The sequence below is a fragment of the Mycobacterium stomatepiae genome, assembly GCF_010731715.1.
GTDB classification, from domain to species: domain Bacteria; phylum Actinomycetota; class Actinomycetes; order Mycobacteriales; family Mycobacteriaceae; genus Mycobacterium; species Mycobacterium stomatepiae.
The window spans coordinates 1,503,492-1,529,490 of the sequence record NZ_AP022587.1; the positions used below are offsets into that span (position 1 = coordinate 1,503,492).

Sequence of the window (25,999 nt, forward strand, 5' to 3'; positions counted from 1 at the left end):
TCTTAAAGCGCTACTGCGGAAAGCCGAAGAGTTTGACGACACCGTGATCGCGACCAGCGGTGTAACCGCCGTCGACGGCGATGGCCTGACCGCTGACGAACGACCCGTCGAGCGACAAAAGGAACGCCGCCGTGGCCGCGACCTCGTCGGGGCGGCCGAGCCGTTGCAGCGCATGCTCCTCGGTGATCGATGCCAGCGGACCCTCCATCCCCGGCAGGCCGAAAACACTTTGGGCCATCGGTGTATCGATGAAGCCGGGGCAGATGACGTTTGCCCGGATGCCGCTCGGGCCGTAGTCGAGCGCAATGTTCTTGGTGAGCAGCACCACCCCACCCTTGGCCGCGTTGTAGGAGCTGCCGCCGGCGGTGCCTTCCAGTCCCTCGATGCTGGCCACGGTCACGATCGAGCCGCGTTCGCCGTCGACCCGGTCTTGCTCGATCATCGTGGCCAAGGCCGCCTTGGCCACCAGGAACGTGCCGGTGAGATTGATCCCGATCACGCGATCCCACTCCGCGCGGTCGAGCAGATGGACCGGGCCACCCCCGGCGACACCGGCGGCGTGGAACACTCCGTCGAGACGGCCGGGCACCGCGGCGAACACGGCCTCGATGGCGGCCTCGTCGGTCACGTCGGCCGTCACGAAGTGGAAGTCGGGACCCAAGTCGGGCGGGGATTCCAGGTCGGCTCCGATCACGGTGCCGCCCTCGGCTACCAGGCGCCGCGCGGCAGCCAGGCCGATGCCCGATGCCGCGCCGGTGACGACGAACGTGCGATGACGGGCGCGATCAACATTGACCATGTGTTGATTCCTTCATGAGGGGGTTTGCCCAGTCATGGTTACACACGTTGTCAACACGATTCTGCTAGGCCGTAACTCCCACTGTCGCACTAACATTTTCAGTGTGGAGTTGCGTCATCTTCGTTATTTCGTAGCGGTCGCCGAAGAGCTCAATTTCGGTCGCGCCGCCAAGCGGTTATGCATTGCCGGACCGTCGCTTTCGCAGCAGATCAAGGTCCTCGAACGGGATCTGCGGGTGCGATTATTCGATCGCGACCGGCGCTCGGTCACCCTGACCGCGACGGGTGCGGCGTTGCTGCCGTCGGCCCGCACGCTGCTGGATCAGGCAGATCAGTTGCGGCGGTCGGCAATCGGGCTGTCGCTGGCCGAGCCCGTGCGGATCGGGTACGCGCAATGGCTTCCGCCGGACCTGGCCGACCGAACCTCCGCGGTGGCGAAGGTGCACATCGACACCTGGGTGCTGCCGTCGCACGCGCAGGTCACTCGGGTCGCCGAGGGCGGTGTCGATTTGGCGATCTGCGGGGTGCGCTCCTCCGATCTGGACCGGCATGGCCTGAATGCGCATCTCATTGGCGCCGAACAGCTCTACGCGGTCAGCGTCGGCTCGGACACGTCGGCGGTCGACGCGGCCGACACGGTCGTGCTGCTCGACGCGGACTCCGGCAGCTGGTTCTCCTGGAACCGGTACGGGGAGCAATTCGCCCGGGAGACCGGCGCGCGTACGGTGCGGATCAGCGACGGCGGGCTAGCTGCCCCAATGTTTTTCGAGCACGTCCGCCGGCTGGGCCGGCCGGTGCTCAGCTCTCCCAAGGCCCAAACCGTCGGGCTGCCAGCAGATCTCGTGCAGCGCCCGATCGCCCCGCCCGCACCCTTTTGGACGTGGTCGCTGGTGTGGCGGCGCATCGAGAACCGGGAGACCGTGCGTGGGGTGATCGACGCGCTGACGGACGCCGCCGAAGTGCCCGATCTGGACGAGGCCTGGCTGCCCTTCACCGACCCCTACCGATCACGAATCACCCTGGCAACCGCCTGATGTTGGCGTCTCGCCAATATTGTTGCAGTTGACTGGATTCCGCGAAGCTGCCGGCACCGTGCGCGTCGACCAGGATCGACAGCGCTTCGACGACCTGCTGGGCGGCATAGCCCAGCCGGGCGCGAAACTCCGCACGGGCGGCATAGCCGAATGTCCGCCCGTCGACGGCCGCGTCGTCGACGCTGGCAGCCATATCGAACGCGTGCAGCCGTGCCGTGGACAGGCGCATGGCGGCCTCGGCGATCCGTATCTGTAGGCCAACGGATTCGCGCTGCCGCGAAATCGTGGTGCCGGCAAGTCGTTTGGTCTGCGCGTTGTCCGCCACGAAACGCAGCGCCGCGCGGCCGACTCCCAGCAGCGGGGCCAGCAAGGGCACCATCACCGCCACGACGGCGGGCAGCCGGTACATCGGTCCGTCGGCCGTCGGCGGTAGAGTTCCCTCGGCGATCGCGCCGAGGGATACCGCCCGATAGTCGGGAACGAAGACATCGTCCGCGACCCAGGTGTCACTGCCCGTTCCCCGCATACCGACAGTGCGGCCCGAACCGGGCGGCCATCGAGCTCGCCGACGCCCCCAGCACCACCAACCACGACGCGGAGGCGTCGGCCTCGCCCAGTGCCTCGCCCACCTCCAGCACCGTGCGCGCACCGACGGCGTAGCCGCCGAAGCGCTTGGGCGTCTGCAGCCGAAACATCCCGGCCTTGGTGAGGGCGGCGTCGACCGGGTCCGGTAGCCGGCGCAGTGATTCACCTGTTGCGGCGTGTTTAACCAAAACAGGTTGCAACGCGCGGGCTTGGGCGACAACTTCCTCGTGGGTGGGGATGTCGCGTGCCAGGGCACCGTGATTCATCACAGCTGATCATTCGCTGGAAGCGGTGTCCATTTCCATGACCGGTTTGCTCCCAGGATAGAGTCTTCTACTCTCACCGAAACTCGTTGTGGACACGGTGACTAGCCTTGGCTTGACTGAACTTGGGGAATCCATGAGCTTCGATGAGCGGAGGAGTAATGCCGCCAGCCGACGTCACCACCGGGACGACGGAGACTCTCGTCGGGATGGTCGAGCAACACGCCCAGGGCCGGCCCGACGACGTGGCGATCCACTTCGGCGAGCAGCAGTGGTCGTGGGCACAGTGGGCGTCGCGGATTCGCCAGACCGCCGGCATGCTGCGGGCCGCCGGTTTGCAGCGCGGCGAGGTGGTGGCGTTTCTGGACAAGAACCACCCGGCCTGTCTGGAAACCCTGCTGGCGGCCACGTCGATCGGCGCGGTGGCCACGATCGTCAACTGGCGGGTGATCGGCGACGAGCTCGTCCACGTGCTCAACGATAGCGGTGCGCGTGTGCTTGTCGTCGGCGCCGAGCTGGCGTCCGCGGTCGAAGCGATCCGCGCGAAAACCCCTGGTGTGGACCGCATCATCGTGGTGGGCGGCTCCGGCGACGAATACGAGACCCTGGTCGCCGCGGCCTCACCCGTCGATGTCGACCCCGACGTCGCGGACACCGACGCAGCCATCACTATCTACAGCTCGGGCACCACCGGGCGCCCGAAAGGTGTTCAGCTGACTCAGCGCGCGCTAGTCAATCACATCGTGAATCTGTCTCCGCCGTTTCCGTTTTCGGATGGGGATGCCAACCTGGTCGCCATGCCGCTGTTTCACGTCGGCGGTATCGCGTACGCGTTCTTCGGCATCCGGGCGGGCGTACCGACATTCCTGACTCGCGAACCCGAGGCGGCGACACTGATCGGCGCCGTGAAAGCCGGTGCGACCCATGCCTTTTTCGTGCCGCCGGTGATCGCCCGGTTCCTGGACGCCGGGGAGGCCGCCATCGGGGCGCTCTCGGGTCTGCGCTACCTGGTCTATGGGGCGGCACCGATGCCCCTGCCGCTGCTGCAGCGCGCGCTGGCGGCCTGGCCCGAGATGAACTTCGTGCAGGTGTACGGCCAAACGGAGCTGTGCGGCGCGATCTCGGCGCTGGACGCTGACGACCACCGCAATGCCAGCCGGCCCGAGCTGCTGATGTCGGCCGGAAAGGCCGCGCAGGGCAACGAGATCCGCATCGTGGATCCCGAGTCGGGTGAGCAGCTACCGCACGGCGAGCCCGGTGAGGTGTGGGCGCGTAGCAATCAGCGGATGATCGGCTATCTCAACCGGCCCGAGGCGACCGCCGACACCATCACCGCCGACGACTGGCTGCGCACCGGCGACATCGGGCGCCTCGACGCCGACGGCTACCTGTTCATCGAGGACCGGCTGAAGGACATGATCATCACCGGCGGCGAGAACGTGTACGGACCCGAAGTGGAAAGCGTGCTCCTGCAACATCCCGAGATCGACGACGCCGCGATCATCGGGGTGCCCGACGACCAGTGGGGCGAATCGGTCAAGGCGATCGTGGTGACAGGTGCCGAGCTGGAGCCCGCCGGGGTCATCGAGTTCTGCCGGCAGCATCTGGCCGGCTATAAGTGCCCGCGCACAGTCGATTTCGTGGACGCGCTGCCCCGCAATGCGAGCGGGAAGATACTGAAAAATCAGCTCCGCGAACCATATTGGAAGGATCGCGACCGCAGGGTGTGACGCCGGCTGCATGATCCACGACGAAAGGGCGAAATGAGCAGACCGTTCGAACCCATCAACACCGGCATCGCCGCTCACATCGGCAAGTACGCCGACGCGGTACGCATCCCCGCAGGCTCGGAGGTTATCTACACCTCCGGCACGCCCGGGCTGCGTCCCGACGGAACACTGCCGAAGGACTTCACCGAAGAGGCCACCCAGGCGTGGCGCAACGTCGAGGAGGCGCTGAACCGCGCCGGGGCCAGCTTGTCCGACGTCGTCAGCGTGCGGCAGTGGCTGACCGACGCGGCCGACATTCCGGCCTACTCGGCGGTGCGCTCGTCGGTGATCACACACGAGCCCGTCGTCTCCATGCTGGCGGTGATCCCGGCGCTGGTCTGGCCGAATATCCGGGTGGAAGTGGAAGTCACCGCGATCCGCAGACCGGCGATGTTATGCCTGCACTCGACCCGATATCGATTCTCCGCGAATGCAATCAGGGGCGACATGGGCGAGGTAGTCGACGCGAAGCGACGGGACGGCGCGATCGCGGTCCTGGGTGGCCCCACGACGGTCATCGACATCGGCGGCCGCAGGATCGTGATGGACCCGACCTTCGACCCGCCCGGGCCGCACGACTACCTCGACAAACTGACCGGTCCGGCGGTCAGCGCCGAGGACTTGGGGCAGGTCGACGTGGTGCTGATCAGCCACGACCAGCATCCCGACAATCTGGACACCGCCGGCCGCCGGTTCGCCGAGGCAGCACCGTTGATCGTCACCAATCCCGGCGCCGCGGAACGGTTCGGGCCACCGGCGGTGGGGCTCAAACCGTGGCAGTCCTACTACTTGCCGGGCGGGCCCGGACGCGTTGCGGCACAAGCGGTTCCGGCTGTGCATGGTCCGGCCGACGGGATGCGCGACATGGAGGGCCACGTCAACTGCGAGGCGACCGGATTCGTGCTGTACGGACCCGGCCTGCCCACCATCTATCTCAGCGGGGATAACGCCTCGATGAGTGCGGTCGGTGAGGTGGCCGACCGGATCGGCGAGATCGACGTCGTGGTGCTGTTCGCGGGGGCCGCGAGCGTGCCGAGCAAGGAGCGCGGGCGCCCGCTGACGCTGACCTCGGCCCGCGCAGCCGCGGCCGCCGAGATTCTGGGCGCCAAGGTGGTGATACCGGCCCACGTCGACGGCTGGGCCCACTTGACCGAGGGCCCGGCCGAGCTCGCGGCGGCATTCGACCAGGCGGGCGTCAAACGGTTGCTGCGCACCGCCCCGCACGGTGAATGGATCGACCTGAAGGACTAGGTGCGGCGTTACACGTAGGGCAGGGTCGCGACCTCGACGGTCTCGGTCATGCTGAAGAGCAGGTTGCGGTGCTTGTCCTGCAGTGCGGTCGTCGCCTCGCCGACCGGTTTGCCGCACTGGGGGCAGGTCGTGGTGAACCGCGGCTGGTCGTGTTCGTCCGGCCAGAACCGGCGCGGTCCCACCTGCACTCCGGGGTCGTAGACGACTTGCTGATGCGGGGCCTCTTTGAGAATCCGGCCCACGGGATGCATTTGCGGACACTCGAGTTTCAGCGTGCCGATGCCTTCGTTGTTAACCATTGCTCGTCCCCGTCCTTAGTCGCGTCCGATGCTCATTGTTGTCCTCACGCGCTGGGCGTGAACGTGTAGGTCTCGCCGTGCGCCAAGTAGACGAACTTCGTCGTCGCCGACGACGCCTCGGCGGCCTTCTTGAAGTCGTCGAGGCCCGAGAGGAACACCGAGAAGTCGTTGTAGTGGATCGGGATCGCGGTGCGCGGCTGGGTGATCTCGACGGCCCGCACCGCCTGCTGGCCCGTCATCGTGACGACCGTGACCAGGAACGTCGTGCCACCGGTGTGGATCAGGCCGAGGTCGATGTCCGGGTAGCGGCGCGGAATGTCCTCGAGATCGTCGACGAGCATCGTGTCCCCGGTGATGTAGAGCCGGTAGAGCTGCTCGCCGTCGCGGCTGAAGTCGAGCAGGTGCCCGTTGACCGGCATCAGCAGCTCGTTGACCTCCTCTTCGGCGGAGTGCTTTCCCGGCATCGCGGTGATCGTCAGCGTCGCGTCGCCCTTGTGCACCCGCAGCGATTCCCAGGTGTCCAGCGGGTAGCCCCGCTGGAAGCCGAGGCCCCCGAGCTTGTCCACCGCGTCGGCCGTCGACACGATCGGCAGTGTCTTGTCGAGCTCTCGGGCGGCGACGTCGTCGAAATGGTCGCCGTGGTAGTGGGACAACACGATCAGATCGATCGGTGGCAGGTCGGCGATCTGGCAGGCCGGCTCGACTTCGCGGCGCGCCCAAATGCCATGGCCCAGAAAGACATGCTCGCCCTTGTGCAGGAAGGCCGGATCGGTCAGCACCGTCAGGCCGCCGAAGCGGATCAGGGTGGTGGCGTTGCCGATGAAGTAAACCTCGCCCTCGGTGAAATCCGCTGTCCCCGTGCTGGTTAGCTCTAAGGAAGTCATGGTGTGCTCTCCGGCCTCCGGTATGGCTTCGTTCAGTCTGGACCGGATCGCGCGGGCGTGCCAGGGGTGAAATGGCGCTCTAATCCGAGGACCGGGCGTGGACCCAGGCCGTTATCGGCCGGCGCTGCGCCTCATGAACCACTCTGATTGGACAGTGCGGGCAGCACGAGAGTGTCGGTGACCTGTCGCAGGAACTTCGCGTCGACGGTTTGCCCGTTCAGCACTCGTAGCAGGCTCATCGCGGTCAGGACGTTGGCGACCAGGGACCAGTCGCGGTCGGCGGGGATCTCCCCGCGGGCCACGGCGCGGGCCAGAACAATCGAGATCTGACGTCCGCCCCGCAGCAGCATCAAATCGTCGAGGGCCGTGGCGAGTTGGGGATCGCGGGTGGCTTCCAGCGCGACGCGCAGCAACAGGTCGTTGGTGATCAACCCTTCGTCGTGGCTGACGGCGCGGTCGATCAGGGTGTCGATGTCGCCGGTCAAACTTCCGGTGTCAGGGGCGTCGTCGGTGCGCAGGTCGGGTCGCCAGTAGACGAGGACATCGGTGATCAACGCCGCCTTCGACGACCACCGCCGGTAGATCGCGGCCTTGCCGACGCCGGCGCGCGCGGCGATGTCGTCCATGTTGGTGGCGTCGTAACCGTTCTCGGTCAGCGCGGCAAGGGCGGCGTTGAGAATCGCGATATCCAGCGATCGGTCGAGCTTGCCAGCGGTGCGTTGGCGAAGCTTCGGTTCCATCTCACTCGTATGCCCGATACCTGCCTGGGTGTCACGCTTACCCACGCGGACCACTACACCGTTGTCAGTTGCCGGACGGGTGCGGTGTCGCTCTCGGGTTCTGCGGCAGGCTTACGCATCTTGAAGGTATCCAGCGGCCACCAGAACCAGCGGCCCAGCGCGGCCGCGATCGCCGGCGTCATGAAGGCCCGGACGATGAACGTGTCGACCAGCAGGCCCATCCCGATCGCGGTGCCGAACTGCCCGATCACCACCAGGTCGCTGACGATCATCGACGCCATCGTGGCCGCGAAGATCAGGCCGGCCGCGGTGACCACCCGGCCCGACGCGCCCATGCCCCGGATGATGCCAGTGTTGAGGCCCGCCGGGATCTCCTCCTTCAGCCGGGAAACGAGCAGCAGGTTGTAGTCGGACCCGACGGCCAACAAGATGATGACCGTCAGCGGGAGCACGATCCATTGCAGGCCGATCCCAAGGATGTCCTGCCAGAGCAGCACGGACAGACCGCAGGCGGTGCCCAGCGACGCCAGCACCGTACCGACGATCACCAGGGATGCCACCAGGCTCCGGGTGATCAGCAGCATGATCGAGAAGATCAGGATCAGCGTCGCGATGCCGGCGATCGTCAGGTCGATCTTCACGCCGTCCTGCATGTCGCTGTACATCGAGGCGGTGCCGGCCAGCGACACCTTCGCGGACTCCAGCGGAGTTCCCTTGATCGCGTCGGCGACCGCCTGCTTGATGCCTTGGACGTGCCGGATGCCGTCCACCGAGGCGGGGTCGCCCTGGTGGGTGATGATGAACCGCACCCCCTTACCGTCGGGCGAGACGAACATCTTCAGGCCGCGCTTGAAGTCGGGGTTTTTGAAGACTTCGGGCGGCAGATAGAAGCTGTCGTCGTTCTTGGCCTCGTCGAAGTAGTTGCCCATCATCGTCGAGCCTTCGGCGTTTTCTTGCATGTGCTGCTGAATGCCCGCCATCGAGCTGTGGGTGGACAGCATGTAGTCGCGCATTCTCTGCATCGACTCGATGGTCTTCGGAAAATCAGCGAGCAGTTGCGGCATCAACGTATCGAGCTTGTCGATGTCCTTGGTTGTTTTCCCGATGTCGTCGGCCATCAGGTCGATGTCGTCGAGCGTGTCGAAGATCGACCGCAGAGACCAGCACACCGGGATGTCGAAGCAGTGCTTCTCCCAATAGAAATAGGAGCGAATCGGGCGCCAGGTGTCTTCGAAATCGGCGACGTGCTGGCGCACCCCCTCGATGTCGGACTGCAATACGTGCATATCGGCAGTCATCTCGTGGGTGGTATCGGTCATCTGCTTCATGACGCCATACATGTGTTGCATGACGGCGATCGTTCTGCCCATCTCGTCGGCCTGCTCGAGCATCGACGCCATGCTGTCGTTCATGAATTTCGCGGTCTGCAGGGTGCTGGAACTGTTCATGGCGATCACGAACGGGATCGAGCTGTGCTCGATCGGCGCGCCCAGCGGTCGGGTGATGGTTTGCACCCGCCCGATGCCGCGTTCATGGAAGACGCTCTTGGCGATTCGGTCGATGATCAGCATGTCCGCCGGATCGCGCAGATCATGGTCGGCCTCGACCATCAGCAATTCGGGGTTCATGCGCGCCGGGGTGAAATGCCGCTCGGCCGCCGTCTGCGCGACGTTGGCCGCGATGTCCGGCGGGGTGAACTTCTTGTCGTTGTAGGTCGGGACATAGGTGGTCAGGCTGACGAAACCGATCACGGCGATAAAGAACGTCACGACGATGATCGGTACTGGCCACCTCGTCACCATGGTGCCGACTTTGCGCCAACCCCGTTCCGACACTTTACGTTTCGGATCGAAGAAGCCGAATCTGGACGCGACCGCGAGTAACGCGGGAGCCAGCGTCAGGCCCGCCAGCATCGTCACCACCAAGGCGATGGCGCACGGGATGCCCATCGTCTGGAAGTACGGAAGCTTGGTCGCGGTCAGGCACAGGCAGGCGCCGACGATCGTCAGACCCGATCCCAGGATGATGTGCACGACGCCGTTGTAGGCGCTGTAGTACGCCTGCTCTTTATCTTCGCCGCGGGATCGGGCTTCGTGATAGCGGCCCAACAGGAAGATGAAATAGTCGGTTCCCGTGGCGATGGTCAGCATCGTGACCATGCTGACGGCGTACGGGGTCAGACCGATGATGTCCAGATTGCCGGCGGTCGCCACGATGCCTTCCGCGGCATAGAGCTCGAAGCGCACCAGGATCAACGCCAGGATCGCGTTCTTGAGCGAACGGTAGATGATCAGCAGCATCACGAAGATGACGCCGATCGTGACCAGCGTCATCAGTTCCATGCTGTTGTGCGCGGCGATCAGCGTGTCGGTATTGAGCGCGGTGTTGCCGGCCACGTAGGCCTTGACCCCCGGCGGGGGCGGCACGCTCTTGACGATCTTGCGGACCTCGGCGACCGACGCGTGGGCGGGAGTGGTGCCCTGGGCGCCGTCGAGGAAGACCTGCACGTACGCGGCCTTGCCGTCCGGGCTCTGGGAGCCGGCGGCGGTCAGCGGGTCGCTCCAGAAATCCTGGAGGAACTGGACGTGCTTGCTGGCCTTGAGCTTGGCGACGATCTGGTTGTAGAAGAGGTGCGCGCTGTCGCCGAGCTTGTCGTCGCCTTCCAACACGACCATCGCCGAGGAGTCGGTGTCGAACTCCTGGAACTTGTGGCCGATGTTCATCATGTGTTTGAAGGCCGTCGCGTCCCGCGGAGTCATGGGCACCGAGTGCTTGCCCGCCACCTCGCCGAGCCCCGGGGTGAACAGCGTGGTTCCGAGCGCGACCAGAAGCCAGAACAGGATGATCGGCACCGCCATGACGCGGATCAGGCGGGCGATGCGGGAGCGAGAGCCGGGCTCGTTACTCATACGGATTTCACCAAGCAGTAGATGAACGGTTGGTATTCGTCGAGACTGCGGTCGTCGCGGACTTGGCCGTCGACGATGACCCGGCATCGGATGTGGCGCATGCCGGTGTCGCCCTGGGCGACGATGTTGGCCGACATCGACGGCAACGTCGTCACGATGGTGTACGACCAGGGCAGCGGTGCGTTTTCGACGAGGTGGGGTTGCCCGTTTTCATCGAGGTAGTTGACGCTGACGCTGCCGCCGCCCGAGGGAGCCGTGACCTCGTAGGTGATGTGCTTGGGATTGAACGGCTTCGTCTCGGCATTCACATCACCGCGCGCGACGGCGGTGTTGGCACCGAAAGTGGCACGCACGCGAAGCACCACATATCCGCCGAGCGCGACGACGACGACAAGAAGTAGCGGTATCCACGCCTTCTTGAACCATCGATACACCCGTATCCCCTCCTCTGACGGCCACCGCCGAGCGCCCGCGACACCAAACATGTGTTGTCGGCACCCGCGTCGAGGTTGACGTGCCGGACCGCACCCGCCAACGGAACTGAAGTTCCACAGCTGGGTAGTTCAGAACTGTACAGCATTGGAGAGAGGTCCGCCGAGACGGGCCGTCCCCGCCTGGCGGGGGTAGCTTTGCTGCCCGCGGCTTGAATCCCTTGGATACCGGGATATTTGGGGGTGATGGGCCGGCTGACGGCCAGGCCTGCGATTTAAATGCAGGTCAGATTGTGTGGTCCCGGCTGGGATCGAACCAGCGACCTTCCGCGTGTGAAGCGGACGCTCTTCCACTGAGCCACGGGACCGGCGCCGAGAGGCGAACGACGTCGAAGACTAGCACGAACGGTCGGCTACCAGCACATGACTTATCCGCCCCCGGGGGTGTCGCGATAGCCTAGAGCGACAACGCGCCGAGAGATTTGTGCGTGCCCGCTCGGGTGGACTATCGTCGTTCTTCGCACCGGGCGACGATCTCGCTCGTTGCGCGCGGATGTAGCGCAGTTGGTAGCGCATCACCTTGCCAAGGTGAGGGTCGCGGGTTCGAATCCCGTCATCCGCTCGAAGGTGCAAGAGGCATCAACCCCAGCGGTGGAGTGGCCGAGTGGTGAGGCAACGGCCTGCAAAGCCGTGCACACGGGTTCGATTCCCGTCTCCACCTCCATATATTTCTCCCAGCGCGATTAGCTCAGCGGGAGAGCGCTTCCCTGACACGGAAGAGGTCACTGGTTCAATCCCAGTATCGCGCACCAGAGTTCTTGCAGGTAACCAGCTGTGCCTAGCCGGGCTAACTAGCACTCATGCAATAACCATGCAATAGCCGAATGGCTCGAACGATTCTTCCATGAGTCCACGGCAGCCCGACTCGCAAGTTGCCCGATTTCAGCAGCTTCAGCCGCAAACAACGCCGGATACACCACAATCAGTAGCCGTGGCCGCATCGCCATCGACTCCTGTGCGAAAACCTGTTGGTCCATACTGGTACGAGAACCTGGGCGAAGACGAGTTCCAGAAGCTTTGCCATGTCCTGATCACCAGCAAGTTTGACAACGTCACCTGCTATCCAGTCGGACAGAAGGATGGCGGTCGAGACATCAAGCAGCGGATCGCATCCGGCGAGATTATCTATCAGGTCAAGTGGTCAAAAGATTCGGTGAAGAACCCTCTGACGTGGCTGGAGCAGGCCATAGCTGGGGAGTCCAAGCAAATCAAGGCCCGAGTAAAGGCCGGGGCGACACACTACGTTCTGATGACCTCCGTTGCTGGAACGGCCGCGGCCGCTACCGGTCCGAAAAATTACGGCGCCGGCACAATCAACAAGCTTGAAACGGCGTTGGCAGGCTACGCAAGCGAATACGGCCTCGCCTCCATGGAGTGTTGGTGGCGTGATGAAATCGATGCGCGAGTTTCTGTGCTGCCCCGATCGGTACTGTGGCGGTTCCAACGAATGCTTGCTGGCCCAGAAGCAATGCGATTCCTGCTCCAGGCAGATGATTCAGAAGCTTCAGAGGCGAAGCTCGCGCTGCTCGTCCGCAAGGCGGTCCAAGCGCAGTGGTGGCAAGACATCAAGGTGAAGTTCAAGCAAGCCGAACTCGACAACGATGACTTAGAGGACCTGTTCGTCGATGTCAAAACCTATCCGAACCCGAAGCGGCTTAAGGACCACGCCGCTGTCATCCAGACTGGGGCGACGCCGATTGGTGCGGTGCACTACTTGGTGCATTCGCAGACGCCGTTCACGCTGGTGCGCGGCGAGCCGGGACAGGGAAAGTCGACTCTCGCACAATACGTTTCACAGGTCTATCGGTCAGAGTTTGTCCCTGACGAGCCGGGAACCATACTGAAGCGCCCTGCTCTCAAGGCGTCCCAATCGCGAGTGCCCTTAAGGATAGATCTGCGCGACTATGGAGCGTGGCTGGATGGCACCGATCCGTTCGTCGAGTCGAACCTGACTACCAAGTCACCAGCTAAGCCGCGCAAGTTCGGCGCCGTTGAAAGATTCCTTGCTGTCTTCCTAGCTGCCCTCACAGAATCCGACAGCATTGAGATGGCCACGGTGAATGACTTGCTGGACCGATTCCCCGTAATGCTCGTTTTCGATGGCCTGGACGAGGTAGCGCAGCGCGAAACGCGTCAGCGAGTGGTTACCGAGATTGAAAAATTCATTGGTCGATGGAGGGGCGGCAGTACGGTACCTCCGAAAATTGTTGTCACAACAAGGCCGAACGTCTCGAAGCTGCCCGAGCCAAGCTCTCAATGGTTCGAGCCAATCACGCTGTTAAAGCTCGATCACCAGCTACGCCTGGTCTACTTGCGCAAATGGTGCGCTGCGAGGGGCATCGTCAGCCGCGCCCGCCGGGAACTGATTCATAGCTTCGACACACGTACCGCTGAGCCACACATCGCACAACTGGCCGAGAATCCAATGCAGTTGACGATTCTGCTCTACCTCCTGCATCTGCAAGGCCATTCGGTCCCTGATAAGAGGACACCGCTCTATGACGATTACATGAAAACATTCCTGAACCGTGAGGCCGAAAAGAGCGCTTCGGTGCGCGAGAACCGCGACAATCTTGAAGAGGTGACCGCTTATCTCGGCTGGCATCTACAGGCTCTGGCCGAGCAGCACGGGAGCATTGGTCGGCTCAGCACTATCGATTTGAAGACCGAGATTTTCCGGTACCTGACAGCTGCACAGAAGGATACCGGTTTGGTCGATGCGTTGTTCACAGACGTAACCGACAGGGTATGGGCATTGGCCAGTAAGGCACAGGGCACGTTCGAGTTTGACGTTCAACCGGTCCGCGAGTTCTTCGCCGCCAAATACTTGTCTCAGTTCGCGTCCGCTGACAAATCCGAGGTTTTGAAAGCGTTAATCCGACGGCCTTTCTGGTTCAACACCAGTCGGTTTTTCGCAGGGTTTGCTCATGCGAACGAGGTCGGCGGACTGGTCGACGCCCTCACCGAAGAGCTGACAGAGGCCAGGCACCCACTATCTGAGCGTGTTGCAACGTGGACGCTGCTAGCAGATGGCGTCTTCTCTTCAAAGCAGACAGCACAACGCCGTGCAGTTAATTTGCTCAGTGATGACCTGGGCGTCCGTCTGCTTCGGTATATCAACGCTACCTCCGAACCGCTGCCTAACCTGCCGGCTGACCGCGGATGGGCGATGCTGTGTGAACAGTTGCTGGACGCGGCCTTGGCACAGCCCGTGAGCGCGCTGTCCTATGAGCGACTAGACCTGGCGGCCACACTCGCTACAGATGTGGAGCCGATCAGTCAGTGGTGGCTCCAACATGCCCGTCCCGAGTTTGGTACGGCAGACGAGCTGCCATGGTTGCGTCTTGGTGCGTCCGTTACAGCCGGACGCCTCCTCGAGTCCGGAGACTTGGACACACTGGCGCTCGCAGATTCCGCTGCGGCGCCCTCAGCGATCGCTTGCGGTGTCGCGCCGCCACTAGGGTCGTCAATGGAGCAGGCGATGTTGGCCGCGATCCTATCTGGGCACTGTTCGGACGTCATTTCGCCGCGGACCGGCTTCATTCCGGACTTCGTTAACGCGCTAGCACCTCGCGAGTTCATTCACCTAGCCAAGGCAAACGATCGGAGCATCTTCGAGATGCGCTCCGCCCACTGTGACGAGCTGATGCCAACGCTTAAGCGCCAGGATGCTTTTCGGCGCCTCAGAAAGCGAGAACCAGTGTTCGACAAGGTTCAGCGTGCAATGAACACAGTTCGCCGCTCACCCAACACCGTCGCGCCCTGGAGCGGCGCAGCGGAGCTTTTGCGCCAACTTTATGGGCCGTCCTGGTTATGCACCGAGATCGCGATTATCGGCGCTGCGATCGACCCGAATACGCGACGCGATGTCGGGCCGATGAATCCCAATCGTTCGACGTTTGGGCCCGAGATCGATTACGGCCGTCTCGTGAACGACACGCGACGTAACCGAAATAACGTGGGGTGGTGGCTCGACCAGCGCAGTGCGCTCGCTGCGTCGGACCGCGCGGTATGGGTATATGCACTTGCCGCAGTCGCGAGCCCCACTGTCGTACGCGCCTGCCTGGGTGAGTTAGCTGAAGATATCGATGCGCTCAATTCCGAGCGTGTTACTGCCCTCATGGCGAGCTCAAGCCGGCTGGGATTGTCACAAATTAGCCGCCGACTGCCATCAGACATAGCCGCCTCGGCAATGGCGCTATCGCTCTCCGTATGCCTACTGGTCGCCCATCACACGGATCTGCTGAACGCCGAGCCGAACCTTCTGACTAGCTTCACGCCTGAGCTAGCTACCCAAGCCGCCCAATTTGGCCCTGCAGGCTGGCCAGCGTTGTACATCGCAGGAATGGCCCTGTATAGCACGGAGTCGCAGGACTGGCTTGAGGTCCTTGAAGCCTTCGGAGCCGCTGCCGTAGGCGGTGTCGCATATGGCCCGCTGCCCGGAGGGCTATGCGAGCAAATCCTCAATAATTCGGCCCGTTACCCGTTGCAGTGGGTCCAGATCGCTGAAGCTTCTCGATCGCGACGGAATACAGAATTGCCATTACTTTCTGTTACCGGCTCGTGGTTCGAAGATTAACGCTAATGCTTGTATCTCGCTAATCGCACTGAGAAGTTGGAGTGGCTCCCTCATACCTTGCTCAATCAGGGAGGGAGCACGGAATATGAACTCTGGAACATACCGCAGGCAAGCCAATTGGAAGCAGGCGCTAAGGCTTGGACACAGCTGAACCTACGGGCACACCATCCCGAAGCTTCGGAGAATCAGGCGAGCGATAGTTCAGCTCGTAATGGCTAATTCTGATCCTGCCGGAAACTTCCTGGACGCAGAGTTGGGGAAATTCGGCTTCGCGAGTGTGTCAGCCCTAGCGCGGTCGAAGGGGACCACCCCCAGGCAATGCTCCATGGTTGCTATAGGACCCCGGTTGCTGCGGTTGTATGGTCCGAACTGCATAGCTAGCTATCTCCTGCATTTGCCCAGTTACCGCAATGCATCGGCATTTTCCGGGGTTGCGGTCTCATGATATTCGGCCCCAACGCGCTGGTTGCATGTTTGCGGACGAGGTCAGACCTGTTCCTGCTGGTCAGCTTCTTGGCAGTATCGTTTGCCAACCGGATAAGCCGGCTTCAGTTACAGATGCTTCAGAGTTAGCGGACAAGCCCACTCTGACTTTGCACGCCACTTGTCAGACTGCCCGCAAGAGTCGGTCAGCCGTTCACCAAGCCGGGACGACAATGGTCCATGGACAAAGACGCTGTGAGGCGGCGAAGGCGGAACAGGTGATCACCTACGACGCCTGGAGCGATGGTGCACACTGCCGTCACTGTCAGCGGCTCGTGGCTAAGGGGTCGGCGCACGAGGAGGGCGGCCTCCGATGTGATGCGCACTGGGACTGTGCCCGTCGCGCGAGGCTTGAGCAACGGGCCCGTGACGCCGAACCCAGCGCGTCGGAGCGCAGCCTGCGCGGTCGAATCGGTGCCTACACGCGGTGGGCCAACACCGGGGATCGGTACACGGCCACAAGGGCTATGCGGGAGGGCTTCTACGCGAAGTTTGAGCGCGAGGTCGACCCGGAAGGCAAGCTCACTCCTGGGGAGCGCGCCAAGCGCGCCGAGTACGCCCGCAAGGCTCATATGCAACGGATGGCGCTGAAATCCGCACAGGTGCGACGCAGGCGGCGTCAGCCGTGAGCCGGCGCTACATCAGCATTCCCGAAGCCGCCGAATACCTCGGCATCAGTACAAAGTTCGTGCGAAAACTGATCATGGAGGGCAAGATCAAGGGCTACCGCATCGGCAGCTATGCACGCCACCGCACGCTCAGGGTCGACCTGGATGAGATCGATGAGAAGCTCATGCAACCGATTGGGTTTTACTGGAACGATCCCTTTGCAATGCCACGCAAACGCGAGGGCCGACAAGTTCCGGATCGGTCAAACGCGGTCAAACGGGTCGAGGAATCAGCGGCGGTCAAGAAGATCGCCCAGCGAAGTTCGCGACCACCCAAGCGCTACTGCAAATGCGGGCACACCGATGCGGGTCACGGCCTCAAAACAACCATCGCACCCGGCACTATCAACCCACCCAAGATTGGCGCGTGCTGGACATGCGGGTGTAAGCAGTTTGTCGAAGACGCCGGTGGCCGAACGAAAGAGGGAAGTCAATGACGGTGGTTGAACGTAAGCTCCCAGGCCAACCCGCGACACGCGAAGAAGCTATCCGTGAATACGAGAGTTGGCGTTGGGCCAACGTGAAGGAAGGCCCTGGGCAAGCTGCGATCTTCGCTCTGCTCACCCCCAAGCCCGAGGAGATATTCCGGTGGCGCATCCAGCTGGACTGCGGCTGCATCCGCGAGGTGCAAACTCGTGGTGATGATGTTCAAGAGCTGCTGGCGCAATCGGATAGCTACCACTTCACCTCGGTAAAGGCGTCAGAACGGGACCGTAGAGAGGCCAACGAGCGGTTTAACGCAGACTGGCAAGAGGATCGTGAGGCCGAAGCCGCCGGTGAAGAGCCACCAGTTAGGCCAAAAAGACCCAGTTTGAAGGGCAAGGAAAAGCTGACGGCGGGTCAGTGGTTGTGCGAATACAACAGCGAGTGCCCGAGGTACCGGTGGTGGGGCGGCGGTCCCGTGCGGGAGATCGTCGAGTGGATCAGGCGCCGCGATCAACTACACATCTGCGAACCACTAGAAATCGACGGCGAGATGATCGGGTCCAGGAAAGAGTATGCCGTGTGGGAGGTGCTGCTCAGTTGTGGGCACTACGAGCAGAAATGGGTCGACGATCTCGACTGGAAGCCTGAAGACGGCATCGGCCACAAAAAGCCCGGCAAAAACGGGTTCCTGCCGCTCGATGAGCTTCTCTCCGAGATCGTCAAGGACAGGGAGCAGGACGACGAGCGGTTTTGGCGCCGCGTATATGCCGAGAACCACCCTGACCCGGTGCCGTTCGCCCAGTGCAAGACCTGCGGCAACTTGCGATCCATGGTGGCCTACGAGCGCGTTGGGTTCCTGGCGCCCAAGCCGAAGCCGATCAAACCCGTCAAGCCCAGACCGAAGCCCCGCAAAACGTTGGAGCGGCAGTTGCAGAAACTGGAAGCCGAAGCCGCGGCACTACGGAACGAGTTAGAGAGTCGCCGACCCGATGAGTGACGCCGACTGCTATATGACCGGGGGCTAACCTCGCCTGCGGGCGTCGTCCAGCCATTTCTCTACATCAGCGCGCCGGTACTTCACATGCCGACCAAGCCTGAATGATCCGGGCCCGGTACCGGCATATCGGAAGTATCGCAGGGTGGCGACCGGGATCTTCGTCATCGCTGAGACTTCGGCTGTTGTGAGGATTTCGCCGCCAGGATCTGGTGCAGACGCTAGCGGTTCCGGGGCTAGCAGGCTTTCCGCGATGGATAGCAGCGCGTAGGCACTCGCTAGCTTCCACGGCGAGACATGGGCCTCATCGATCCGGTTCGCCGCTTGGACCGCCTTGTCGTGCCAGTTCACCATTGACCTTCCTTATCGCGGATGCCGTCGACATGCGCCAGACTGACGACGTTTCGAAGCACATACGTGTCGGTCACAAGTCATAGACTGAGCGCGGCAGATTGGAGCCGCATGATTGCTGCGCGCGAGCTGGCCGCCGACTGCGGTGTCGATGTGGGCGACGTGCTTACAGCCCTTGCAGCAATGCACGAGTTAACGCTCGGACCTGATAGTGGTGTGCGCGAACACGCTGCCAACCTAATTCGCGAACGGTTTCGCGAGCCAAAGCCCCGCAGGACAGGGAATACTCCAACGCCCGGCCTGGGACCAGATGAGCAGCTACAGCGGCTACGTGACAAGCTCGCGAGTAATACGGGCCATCCTTCAACGCCAACCGTCAACTTCTCCGTGACACCATCGCGCCGGCCACGCAAAAAGGATCGAGGATGGCGCCCAGGCGACACACCCCTCCCCAAGGTAGTCAAAGCACTAGCAGACCAGATTGTCGAATGGAATTACGCCCCGAAACGCCCCGCTGGTGTGATCTTCGCCGAAGAACTCGCTACGGCGCGCCAACGGCAAACCGAATGGGCCAAGCAATGTTTTGAGCAAGGAGTACTGCTCAGCGACGAGATAATCGTAGGCTGGGTCAGAGCCTTCCCAGACATGGTGCTGCCGCCGCGCGAAGTAGTCCGACTCGCTGCCGCGGGCCTGACGCCAAACGGTGCCAAACTCCGCCTATGGTACGGGCGGTGCAGAGACGACCGACCAATGTTGTTGGACCAGATTCGTATGGGCGACATCTCGGTCGAACAGGCGGTCGCCGATGTGATGGAGTACGAGCGCGGACAGGGCGGTTAGCCAGGCCGAACGCTAGGCGGATACGGAAACCCCCGCGTTAGCTAACACCGCATTGCGTATCTGACCCGGCGTTTTTGGTCGCCGTGCGCTCGGGGAGCGAGTAAAAGAAAAGGCCCCCCGGGGCATCGCGCCTCGGAGGGTACCTTCTTTTTTCGCGAGGCTCATGTCCTCGCCTCTGGTACCAGTCTAGCAAGGAGGTAGCTTGTGCTTCAAGGAGCGAGGTTGCAGGCCGTGACCAGCCACATCACCCCGGCAAGATTCGCTACTTACCTCACTGCGACCCAGAACAATACAAGCGCCGCCTTAAACCTATATCGATGGAACATCGAGATGGCCGGTGCTATGTATGAAGCGCTTGGCGTCGCCGAGGTATTCCTGCGCAACGCAGTTGACGCACAACTCAAGCTCTGGAACGCCGCTCAGCCGCCCCATCGTGGACGTGGCATCTCCTACAACCACGAGTGGGTCAAAGTCCCAGCAGCCCCGCTATGGGGCGTCCTTAATCCCAGACGGCGCGGAGCGCCAGGCAACTATTCCACCTACGATGACGCATTTCGCCGTGCTGAAAACGACCGGAACGCACGTGCGCCGGGTCATCGCCGACACGGCCACGCCATAGACCACGACGACGTTGTAGCGCACCTGACGTTCGGGACCTGGAACTCACTGCTTCCCCCGGAAGGACCGGTCTACAACGCCACCGGGGCTCAAACCAAGGCCGCAAGCGGCATTATGGAACAGCGCAATCCAGCATGCCTTCCCCCATCACCGCGACCCGGTTGTGATCAAGTTCTGGGTAGAGCGCCTTCATAGTGTGCGCAACCGCGTCGCCCACATGGAACCCCTAGTAGACATCGAGCCGATGAGCTATCACCGCACCATCGCGCGGCTGCTCAACGCGATCGACCCGACGCTGAAAGATTGGTACACGGCAACGAGCCGTATCCCCGAGATCTGCCGACGTCGCCCAGTGCTCTAGGGCGCCCCTATATATCCAACTGCAGCTATATATCCAACTGCAGCGCGCGGTACACGGTTGCCCTGCTAACTCCCAACGTGGACGCGATTGTGCTAGCCGATTCACCGCTGGCGTGCATCCGCTGGGCTAAAGCAGCTTTGGAGGCATCGAGTGCCTTGGGTCGACCAATCGCCTGACCACGCGCCCGACGCGCCTCCCGCGCCGCCTCCCTACGCTCGCGACCTAGCTCAAGTTCAAGCTCAGCCAGGCTGGCGAGCACACCGGCAACCATCCGTCCCGTCGCGTTCGACGTGTCAATCCCCTCACGCAGCGAGCGGAGCACGATGTCACGCCGACCCAGGTCACGGATCGTCGTCATCACCTCGGCCGCGTTACGTCCAAGCCGGTCAATACCAACCACAACGATTGCGTCCCCAGGCCGGGCATAGTCGAGCAGTGCGCCTAGGCCCGGCCGCTGCTCGCGCGTTGACGTTCCCGACAGCTTGTCGCTGTAGACGCGCTTGGGATCAACCCCCGCCGCGGTAAGTGCATCAAGTTGTTGGTCTAGGGACTGGTGGCCGGTCGAGACGCGGGCGTAGCCGATCTGAACACCCGTGGGGGCGGTGGCGGTGGTCATGCCTCAAGTATGTCTCAAAAGTCTCAGAACTACAAGTATTGAGACGATGGTTTTGAGCCAACTTCTGCGACAGCACGACCTGGGACTTCCTACGCCACAATGTGACCTGTCCGAGGTGTCTCAGTTCTAAAGAATTGAGACAGTCGGAGAGGGGTCAAGCGCGGCAAACTCCCTACGTCGCCTGCCAAACCCAGCCGGGAAGCTGCCGAAGTCGCCGTTCCCGGTCAGCAGCGAGCGTGCCGTTGCGGTGAGCGGCGCGTTGGATGCCCACCCATGAACCTAGCCTCAAATCCTTCACGCTGTAGGCACCTGGTACGCGCGTGTGGCCATGTTCGTGCGCATACTTCTCAACTAGCTGGAACGCTCTCTCCCAACTGTCTGCGTGGGGATTCCACGTCCACCCTGGAACGTCTTCAAGGCGGAGTTGCCGTTTCACGTCAAGGCTGCCTCTGGCGTAGTCACGTCGTTGGCGGGCGAACCAGGTGCCGAGCGGGTAACCCATGAACGGGATGCGTTGAGGAACAAGGCAATGCCCCTCGTTTCTGACGAAGTCAATAAGTTTTTCCATGCCCTCCTCCCAGCTCGCTGCCCGATGGTCCCAAACCCAACCTGGAAGGCTTTCAAGCCTGCGGACACGCTCGGCGCTGAGGTTTCCCTTCCTGTGTGCACCTCGCTGGATACCGACCCACGCACCGAGTCTGAAGTCCTCAACCGTGTAAGAGTCGGGCACTCGGGTGTTGCCGGTAGCCTCAGCGTACTGCTCAAGCAGCCGGAACGCTCTCTCCCAACTGTCTATGTGGGGTTTCCACGTCCACCCCGGAACATCTTCAAGGCGGCGCTTGCGCTCTGGGGCAATGGTTCCGTCGACGAACGCAGCGCGTTGAGTCATAACCCACCCGCCGAGCCGGTAACTCCCGACCTTGTACGCGACGGGTACTAGCGCGTGCCCGTGTTCAGCGACGAACTTCAGCAACTCCGAGAAGCCCCGCTCCCATTGGTCAGTCTTAGGGTTCCACCGCCAGCCCTTGACTGCCTCCAGGCGTCGCACGCGGTCGGTGCTGAGATCGCCTCTGGCGTATGCGCGCCGCTGGCGCTCTACCCAGTCCCCGAGCTTTTAGCCCTCGAAAACACGGCCGCCCGGAACGTCTGGATTTCCCTCAGCTTTGGCGTACCGCTGGAGCAGCGCAAAGGCTCCCTCCCACTGCTCTCCTTTGACATCCCACATCCATCCGGGCAGCGCCTCCAGCCGCCGCTTGCGGTCTTCGGAAAGTTCTCCAGCCGCATTCTTACTTCTTTGAACACTCACCCATCCGCCCAGGGCGAACCCATCCAGCTTGCAGGACTGCGGTACAAACGAGGTGCCCTCGCGTTCAACATATTTCAACAGTTTCGCAAAGCTGTCCTCCCAGCGGGCGTCAAAGGTGTCCCACACCCAGCCTGGAAGAGCGTCGAGACGGCGGTATCGGTCGGGGTCCAGCCGCCCGGCAGCGGCGGCGCTGCGTTGGACAGCCGCCCAACTACCGAGAGCGACGCCCTTAAACACATACGCGCTCGGCACGTTCACGTTCCCGTGCTCTGAGGCATATTCCATCAGGAGGGAGAACTTCTCATCCCAGGCGTCGTTCTTAGTGTGCCAGGACCAGCCGGGCAGTGCTTCAAGGCGCTTCACGCGGGCGGGATCGAGATCGTCTCTATTTCGGAGCTGCCGCTGAGAGTTTGCCCAAGCCCCTAGCGCGAATCCGGATTCGTCGATGTACTTGACCGGCATCCGCGCGGTTCCGGTTCGCTCGACAAACTCGACGAGGTGCGCGAACCCCTCCTCCCATTGCTCGTCCTTGACATCCCACATCCACCCCGGAAGCTGCGAAAGGCGCTCTTGGCGTTCTCGTTCCAGCTTCCCGGTCGTGTAGGCGCGCCTCTGTGTCGTCACCCAGATGCCAAGTTTGAATCCCTCATAGACGCACTGGTACTGCACTCGGGCGTCGCCGAACTCATCGACGTAGCGGCGTAGTGCGGCATACCCGTCTTCCCATAATTGGAGCCGTGAGTTCCAACTCCACCCCTTGAGTTGTTCCAGCCGTTCACGCCGGTCATCGGTCAACGTGCCTGCGGCATAGGCGTTTCGTTGGACGTTGATCCACTGACCGAGACGCAGGCCATCCGGACTTCGGTAGCTGAAGGGCACCCGCGCGCTTCCACGTTCGGCGACGTAGGCGAGGAGGTGGTTGAACCCTTCCTCCCAACGCGCCGCGATGTCGTCCCAGGCCCAACCGAACAGACTCTCCAGCCGCGCTATGCGATCGGTGGTCAGCTCACCCTTAGTGTGCGCGACACGTTGTCTGCTAACCCAGCGGCCGAGCGGGAATCCTTCATAAGTTCCACCGCTTGGAACTCGTGCGTTCCCGTAGACGCCGACGTAGTCCGCCAGATGGGCGAATCCCTCCTCCCATTGCTCCATGAAGGGATCCCAACTCCAACCGGCGATAGCTTCCAGTCGTCGTCGTCTGTCGCCGTCAAGGGATCCCTTGCCGAACTTCTGACGCTGCGTCGAAACCCACCAGCCCAAATTGAAATCATCAACCCTGTACGCGCGTGGTACTCGGGCATTCCCATGGACCCGGACGTATTTCACGAGGAGTGCAAACCCCGTCGCCCACTGATAGTCATAGGGATCCCACGTCCAGCCGGCGAGAGATTCCAGTCGCCGCTGTCGATCGCTTTCAAGTGTTCCCTTGGCGAACTTCTGCCGCTGGGCTTGGACCCACGCGCCAAGTTGATCGTTCGACCGCGGCGCCCGAGCATGTCCATTGGCTGCTACGAAGTCCCGAAGGCTTCTGAATGTCTGTTCCCACTGTTCGTCGTGGGGATCCCACGCCCAGCCCGGCAGCTGCTCCAGACGCTGCTGACGTTCCTCGGAGAGAACTCCTCGGCGTCTGAACGCGCGCTGGTTGGTGACCCAGTTATCAAGTTTGTAGCTGTCGGACGAGTATCCCCGCGGTACGCGTGCATGGCCGTGCTCTTTGGTGAACTGCTCCAACAGCCCGTACCAGAACTCCCAGGGGGCGCTGGTTTCTTCGACCAGGCGGGCGTCAAATGCGTTGGAGAAGTCGCGCCCTATCGCGTTGGGGAGATCGACGTGAATCTTGTCCGGCAGCCGCGGACTTCCACCCTTGCGCCCGAGTTCGCGGCGTAGCTCATCAAGCTGGCGGCCCAGCTCCTCGTCGTGTGCCCGGCGCGCCCGCACCACGTCCCACACCGGCTTGAACACGGAACTGTTCAGAGCTATTTCGGGGTCGGCGTAGGTATCGACGAAGACCGGGATGACAATGGTGCCGACCTTCTTCTCGTCGGACTTGCGGATGGCACGGCCCACCGCCTGCACGATGTCCACCTCGGAACGGCGGGGGTCGATGAAGGCCACGCCGTCCAGCGTTGGCACGTCCACGCCTTCCGCCAAACAGCGGGCGTTCGCGAGTAGGCCCCGGTCGTCGTCGTCGAGGCGTCCGAGGTGCTGGAGCAAGACATACCGGTCACCGGCGGGCATCTCACCCGAGGCGTAGCGGGACCAGAGTTCACCCTTCGGGCGCTGCCGGGATGGCATCCAAGCCAGCACGTCCGGCATGGAGGCAGCGAACTCCCGCGCCCGCTTGACTCGTGAGTGGAACGATATAACTCGGTGTAGATCGTACTTCCGTATGGCCTTCATCAGCCCGATCTGTCCCGCCAGGGACGCGGCGTCGGTGACCTTTACGCCGTCACGGGTGACGAGCACTCCCTTCTTGGCCCACTCCAGATAGGTGGCATCATCCACACTGACGATGGCAACTTGGTAGTCCGTCAGAAGATCACGGTTGATGGCTTCTCCGAACCCGAGGCGGTGAAACACCTCGCCGAATCTGCCTTCGTCGTCCATTGAGGCGTACTCGAACTCCGCCTCCTCGGCGGCTTTCAGCACGCGACCGGTGAAGTAGCGCGGGGTCGCCGTCATGAACAGCCGCCGCTTCGCCTTGATCTCCATCGGGTCGAGGACCGTGGCGAAGTCGGACGAAACCGGTCCTGCACAGCGATGTGCCTCGTCGGCGACGACCAGGTCGAAGCTCGGAACCCTTCCCAACGTGAACGCTTTGGCGATCTGTGGCGAGGACTGGTAGGTGGCGAACACCACCTGCGGACCGGACCGCCGCCGCAGGAAAGCCGCTATCTCGGAAGGGTCGGTCTTGACAGGTACACAGAGGTCGCTGGTGTGCTCCAGCGCCACATCATTATCCCGAGCAACTGTATCGTCGGAACACACTGGCAGCGAGACGAACTCGGCGGCGCAGTTGGCTCGCCACACGTTAAGCGTCTGCTTCAACAGCGACAGCGACGGAACCAGAACCAGGGTCCGCTCGGCGGCCAGCTTCTCGCGAATGAACAGCGCCGTCAACGTTTTGCCGGTTCCACAGGCCATGATCAACTGCCCGCGATCCGCAGACCCGAACCCCTTGACGACCTTCTTGATCGCCTCGCGCTGGTAGTCGTGCGGGCGGGCTGGTTTGCGCGGGCGCGGCGCACGAAGCGCCGTCGGCGACGCTGGCCAGTCTACGTCGGCGGCCTGGAGGTCGTTGAGCCGGAAAAAGCTGACACGCTTCTCCTGATCCTGGATCGTGCGCTTGCCGATGCGGTCGATGAGATTGGTGGTGGCGATCAACATGCGGAAGGTGAACACTTCGCGCCCCGACTCAGCGAGGAACGTATTCACATCTCGCTTGGTGACCCTGTAGGCGGGGTCGTAAGCCTTGGCCTGAATAGCCCACAAGTTTCCGGTGCGGTCTTCAGCAACCAAGTCAATACCAGCATCCCCGCCCCATCGGCCCGTCCACTCGTTCCACAGCCAGACTCGGCGAAGTTCGTGTTTGTAGACCGGATCGTTGGTTAGGAACCACTGGCAGATGCGCTCGAACTGCTTGCCTCGCACCCTCGGGTCGGGGTCGAGGCGGGCGAACAGGTCGCTGAATGTCGCCACGGCGGGGATGCTAGTCGAGGCATACGACGGCAAAG

At 62.6% G+C, this 25,999-nt stretch carries 21 protein-coding genes, 4 tRNA genes and 1 pseudogene; 12 read left to right on the forward strand and 14 right to left on the reverse strand.

Features of this window, described 5'->3' with window-relative positions; genetic code table 11:
- Positions 1-10 precede the first annotated feature (10 nt).
- Positions 11-799 carry an SDR family NAD(P)-dependent oxidoreductase gene (locus G6N54_RS07110; protein WP_163789276.1) on the reverse strand — a complete coding sequence of 263 codons (789 nt, stop codon included), beginning with the start codon at positions 797-799 and terminating at the stop codon, positions 11-13.
- A gap of 103 nt (positions 800-902) precedes the next feature.
- Between G6N54_RS07110 and G6N54_RS07115 the strand changes: the two genes are divergently transcribed.
- Positions 903-1,832 (forward strand): LysR family transcriptional regulator, encoded by a 930-nt coding sequence (locus G6N54_RS07115; protein WP_179969179.1) that lies wholly within the window; start codon positions 903-905, stop codon positions 1,830-1,832.
- On the opposite strand, the gene G6N54_RS07120 is transcribed toward G6N54_RS07115, so the two are convergent.
- Both G6N54_RS07120 and G6N54_RS07125 read right to left on the reverse strand, forming a co-directional pair.
- On the reverse strand, positions 1,813-2,358 hold the full coding sequence (locus G6N54_RS07120) for an acyl-CoA dehydrogenase family protein (RefSeq protein ID WP_163789278.1): 546 nt from the start codon (positions 2,356-2,358) through the stop codon (positions 1,813-1,815). The genes G6N54_RS07115 and G6N54_RS07120 overlap by 20 nt on opposite strands.
- Complete coding sequence (locus tag G6N54_RS07125; protein ID WP_163789281.1) at positions 2,339-2,683, reverse strand: acyl-CoA dehydrogenase family protein; 345 nt, start codon at positions 2,681-2,683, stop codon at positions 2,339-2,341. Before G6N54_RS07125 ends, G6N54_RS07120 begins: the two co-directional genes overlap by 20 nt.
- A 158-nt stretch (positions 2,684-2,841) precedes the next feature.
- Between G6N54_RS07125 and G6N54_RS07130 the strand changes: the two genes are divergently transcribed.
- Together G6N54_RS07130 and G6N54_RS30330 are read left to right on the forward strand one after the other, a co-directional pair.
- The gene (locus tag G6N54_RS07130; protein ID WP_163794568.1) at positions 2,842-4,410 is read left to right on the forward strand and encodes a long-chain-fatty-acid--CoA ligase; all 1,569 of its coding nucleotides are present in this window, start codon (positions 2,842-2,844) and stop codon (positions 4,408-4,410) included.
- Positions 4,411-4,443: 33 nt separating this feature from the next.
- Entirely contained in the window at positions 4,444-5,700 is a 1,257-nt protein-coding gene (locus tag G6N54_RS30330; protein ID WP_163789283.1) for a Rid family hydrolase, read from the forward strand.
- A gap of 8 nt (positions 5,701-5,708) precedes the next feature.
- On the opposite strand, the gene G6N54_RS07140 is transcribed toward G6N54_RS30330, so the two are convergent.
- The 6 genes from G6N54_RS07140 to G6N54_RS07165 all read right to left on the reverse strand — a co-directional run bounded on the left by G6N54_RS07140 (position 5,709) and on the right by G6N54_RS07165 (position 11,331).
- Positions 5,709-5,999, reverse strand: a complete 291-nt coding sequence (locus G6N54_RS07140) for a hypothetical protein (RefSeq protein ID WP_163789285.1) — start codon at positions 5,997-5,999, stop codon at positions 5,709-5,711.
- Between the two features lie 44 nt (positions 6,000-6,043).
- The gene (locus tag G6N54_RS07145; RefSeq protein ID WP_163789286.1) at positions 6,044-6,883 is read right to left on the reverse strand and encodes an MBL fold metallo-hydrolase; all 840 of its coding nucleotides are present in this window, start codon (positions 6,881-6,883) and stop codon (positions 6,044-6,046) included.
- A gap of 131 nt (positions 6,884-7,014) precedes the next feature.
- Positions 7,015-7,623, reverse strand: coding sequence for a TetR/AcrR family transcriptional regulator (locus G6N54_RS07150; RefSeq protein WP_163789288.1), 609 nt, complete (start codon positions 7,621-7,623; stop codon positions 7,015-7,017).
- A gap of 53 nt (positions 7,624-7,676) precedes the next feature.
- On the reverse strand, positions 7,677-10,532 hold the full coding sequence (locus G6N54_RS07155; RefSeq protein ID WP_163789290.1) for an MMPL/RND family transporter: 2,856 nt from the start codon (positions 10,530-10,532) through the stop codon (positions 7,677-7,679).
- Positions 10,529-10,966 carry an MmpS family transport accessory protein gene (locus tag G6N54_RS07160; protein WP_232073461.1) on the reverse strand — a complete coding sequence of 146 codons (438 nt, stop codon included), beginning with the start codon at positions 10,964-10,966 and terminating at the stop codon, positions 10,529-10,531. Before G6N54_RS07160 ends, G6N54_RS07155 begins: the two co-directional genes overlap by 4 nt.
- Positions 10,967-11,259: 293 nt before the next feature.
- Positions 11,260-11,331 (reverse strand) — tRNA-Val (locus tag G6N54_RS07165).
- Positions 11,332-11,512: 181 nt separating this feature from the next.
- Between G6N54_RS07165 and G6N54_RS07170 the strand changes: the two genes are divergently transcribed.
- The 7 genes from G6N54_RS07170 to G6N54_RS07200 all read left to right on the forward strand — a co-directional run bounded on the left by G6N54_RS07170 (position 11,513) and on the right by G6N54_RS07200 (position 18,176).
- A tRNA-Gly gene (locus G6N54_RS07170) sits at positions 11,513-11,585 on the forward strand.
- A gap of 28 nt (positions 11,586-11,613) precedes the next feature.
- Positions 11,614-11,687, forward strand: a tRNA-Cys gene (locus tag G6N54_RS07175).
- Between the two features lie 13 nt (positions 11,688-11,700).
- Positions 11,701-11,775, forward strand: a tRNA-Val gene (locus G6N54_RS07180).
- A 92-nt stretch (positions 11,776-11,867) separates the two neighbouring features.
- On the forward strand, positions 11,868-15,602 hold the full coding sequence (locus G6N54_RS07185) for an NACHT domain-containing protein (protein WP_163789294.1): 3,735 nt from the start codon (positions 11,868-11,870) through the stop codon (positions 15,600-15,602).
- A 701-nt stretch (positions 15,603-16,303) separates the two neighbouring features.
- Positions 16,304-16,714, forward strand: a complete 411-nt coding sequence (locus tag G6N54_RS07190; protein WP_163789296.1) for a hypothetical protein — start codon at positions 16,304-16,306, stop codon at positions 16,712-16,714.
- Positions 16,711-17,190: a helix-turn-helix domain-containing protein gene (locus tag G6N54_RS31270; protein ID WP_163789298.1), complete on the forward strand. Its 480-nt coding sequence runs from the start codon at positions 16,711-16,713 to the stop codon at positions 17,188-17,190. The genes G6N54_RS07190 and G6N54_RS31270 overlap by 4 nt, the downstream gene beginning before the upstream one ends.
- Positions 17,187-18,176 carry a hypothetical protein gene (locus tag G6N54_RS07200; RefSeq protein WP_163789300.1) on the forward strand — a complete coding sequence of 330 codons (990 nt, stop codon included), beginning with the start codon at positions 17,187-17,189 and terminating at the stop codon, positions 18,174-18,176. The genes G6N54_RS31270 and G6N54_RS07200 overlap by 4 nt, the downstream gene beginning before the upstream one ends.
- A 24-nt stretch (positions 18,177-18,200) precedes the next feature.
- On the opposite strand, the gene G6N54_RS31015 is transcribed toward G6N54_RS07200, so the two are convergent.
- Complete coding sequence (locus tag G6N54_RS31015; RefSeq protein WP_163789302.1) at positions 18,201-18,527, reverse strand: helix-turn-helix transcriptional regulator; 327 nt, start codon at positions 18,525-18,527, stop codon at positions 18,201-18,203.
- Between the two features lie 108 nt (positions 18,528-18,635).
- Here G6N54_RS31015 and G6N54_RS07210 point away from each other — a divergent pair, with 108 nt between their 5' ends.
- Complete coding sequence (locus tag G6N54_RS07210) at positions 18,636-19,364, forward strand: hypothetical protein (protein WP_163789303.1); 729 nt, start codon at positions 18,636-18,638, stop codon at positions 19,362-19,364.
- An 835-nt stretch (positions 19,365-20,199) separates the two neighbouring features.
- Entirely contained in the window at positions 20,200-20,343 is a 144-nt protein-coding gene (locus tag G6N54_RS31275) for a hypothetical protein (RefSeq protein ID WP_332107606.1), read from the forward strand.
- 25 nt (positions 20,344-20,368) lie between these two features.
- On the opposite strand, the gene G6N54_RS07220 is transcribed toward G6N54_RS31275, so the two are convergent.
- The 4 genes and pseudogenes from G6N54_RS07220 to G6N54_RS07230 all read right to left on the reverse strand — a co-directional run bounded on the left by G6N54_RS07220 (position 20,369) and on the right by G6N54_RS07230 (position 25,964).
- The gene (locus G6N54_RS07220; RefSeq protein ID WP_163789305.1) at positions 20,369-20,959 is read right to left on the reverse strand and encodes a recombinase family protein; all 591 of its coding nucleotides are present in this window, start codon (positions 20,957-20,959) and stop codon (positions 20,369-20,371) included.
- A 172-nt stretch (positions 20,960-21,131) separates the two neighbouring features.
- Complete coding sequence (locus tag G6N54_RS07225) at positions 21,132-22,007, reverse strand: helicase associated domain-containing protein (protein ID WP_163789307.1); 876 nt, start codon at positions 22,005-22,007, stop codon at positions 21,132-21,134.
- A pseudogene (locus tag G6N54_RS31280) lies at positions 21,999-22,061 on the reverse strand (hypothetical protein); the annotation flags it as partial. The pseudogene G6N54_RS31280 and the gene G6N54_RS07225, both read right to left, overlap by 9 nt.
- A gap of 12 nt (positions 22,062-22,073) precedes the next feature.
- Complete coding sequence (locus tag G6N54_RS07230) at positions 22,074-25,964, reverse strand: DEAD/DEAH box helicase (RefSeq protein WP_163789309.1); 3,891 nt, start codon at positions 25,962-25,964, stop codon at positions 22,074-22,076.
- Between the last annotated feature and the right edge of the window lie 35 nt (positions 25,965-25,999).